Here is a 1,263-nt window from a genome sequence, read left to right as displayed (position 1 = left end):
TGGAGTTAGTATAGTTTCATGGACACCATTTAATTAAGTCCTTACAATGACTTTTGAGAGGATGTGTCCGAAATGGAACGTAAACGTGCAGGCAAAACATACAATGATGAGTTTAAGAAAACGATTGTGGATTTATATCATGCAGGAAACTCGGTTAAAGATTTAAGCAGCGAATATGGCGTATCAGAAGTAACAATCTATAAATGGGTAAAGGCATTTACACCTATCAGCTCAGAGGAAGGTTCTCTAACACCTAAAGAATTAGCTGAAATTCAAAAGGAAAACCTTCGGTTAAAACAAGAACTAGATATTCTAAAAAAGGCTATGGCCATATTCGCGAAAAAGTAACAGAAGCAGAGCTCAACCATTTTATCGAGACATATAAAGGGCAATACAGCGTTCAGAAAATGTGCGAAGTGTTAACGATTCCAAGAAGTAGCTACTATCACTCGTTCAAGAAGACGGTATCGAATCGCGAACAGGAAAACCAGAAGCTGACGAAAGAAATCCAACGAATTCATGTGAAAAGTAAAGCACGTTATGGTGCTCCCAAAATTCATCAGACCTTAGTAAATAACGGGTGTTACCTAAGTTTAAAGCGTGTTCAACGCTTAATGAAAAAGGCAGGAATTCGTTCGATCACAAAGAAAAAATACCGTCCTTATCCGTCAAAAGAAAAGATTATGCAGCTAGATAATCTGTTAAAACGAGATTTCTCTACACAGACCATTAACGAGAAATGGGTGGCAGATATTACGTATATCCCTACGGTAAGAGATGGTTGGTGCTATTTGGCATCTGTATTAGATTTGCATTCTAAAAAAATCGTTGGCTATTCTTTTTCCCGTTCCATGACATCCGAACTGGTTATAGAAGCACTTAGGAACGCTTATACTGCTCAAAAGCCCGGAAAGGGCTTACTTCTTCATACGGATCTTGGCTCACAATACACGAGTAGTGAGTTTACTCAGCATGTCCACGAATACGAGATGAAGCAGTCTTTCAGCCAGAAAGGCTGCCCTTATGATAATGCCTGTATAGAGTCATTTCATGCCATATTAAAGAAAGAAGAAGTGTATCATACGCAATACACAGACTATTCAGCTGCAAAATTAGCCATATTTCAGTTTATAGAAGGATGGTATAACCGAAACAGAATCCATAGTAGCCTCGGCTATCAAACCCCTCAAGCAATTGAGGATCAAATAAAAAAAACAGCTTAAGACTTAACTTTTTTGTGTCCAAATTATTGACTCAAATCCA

Annotated in this window: 1 protein-coding gene; it reads left to right on the top strand. The window is 38.1% G+C overall.

All coding sequences use genetic code 11. The features are described 5' to 3' along the window. Positions 1–72: 72 nt before the first annotated feature. Positions 73–1,223 (top strand): IS3 family transposase gene (locus tag ACFX4E_RS28215; RefSeq protein WP_377239161.1). Its coding sequence is split into 2 segments (ribosomal slippage): positions 73–313 and positions 313–1,223, totalling 1,152 coding nucleotides; the frame shifts between segments, so codons are not numbered across the junction. Positions 1,224–1,263 lie beyond the last annotated feature (40 nt).

Source organism: Priestia sp. YIM B13491 (assembly GCF_042787605.1).
In the GTDB taxonomy this organism is placed as follows: Bacteria; Bacillota; Bacilli; order Bacillales; family Bacillaceae_H; genus Priestia; species Priestia megaterium_E.
Note: the sequence above shows the minus strand (reverse complement) of the source record. Positions and strands in the feature narration are given on the sequence as shown.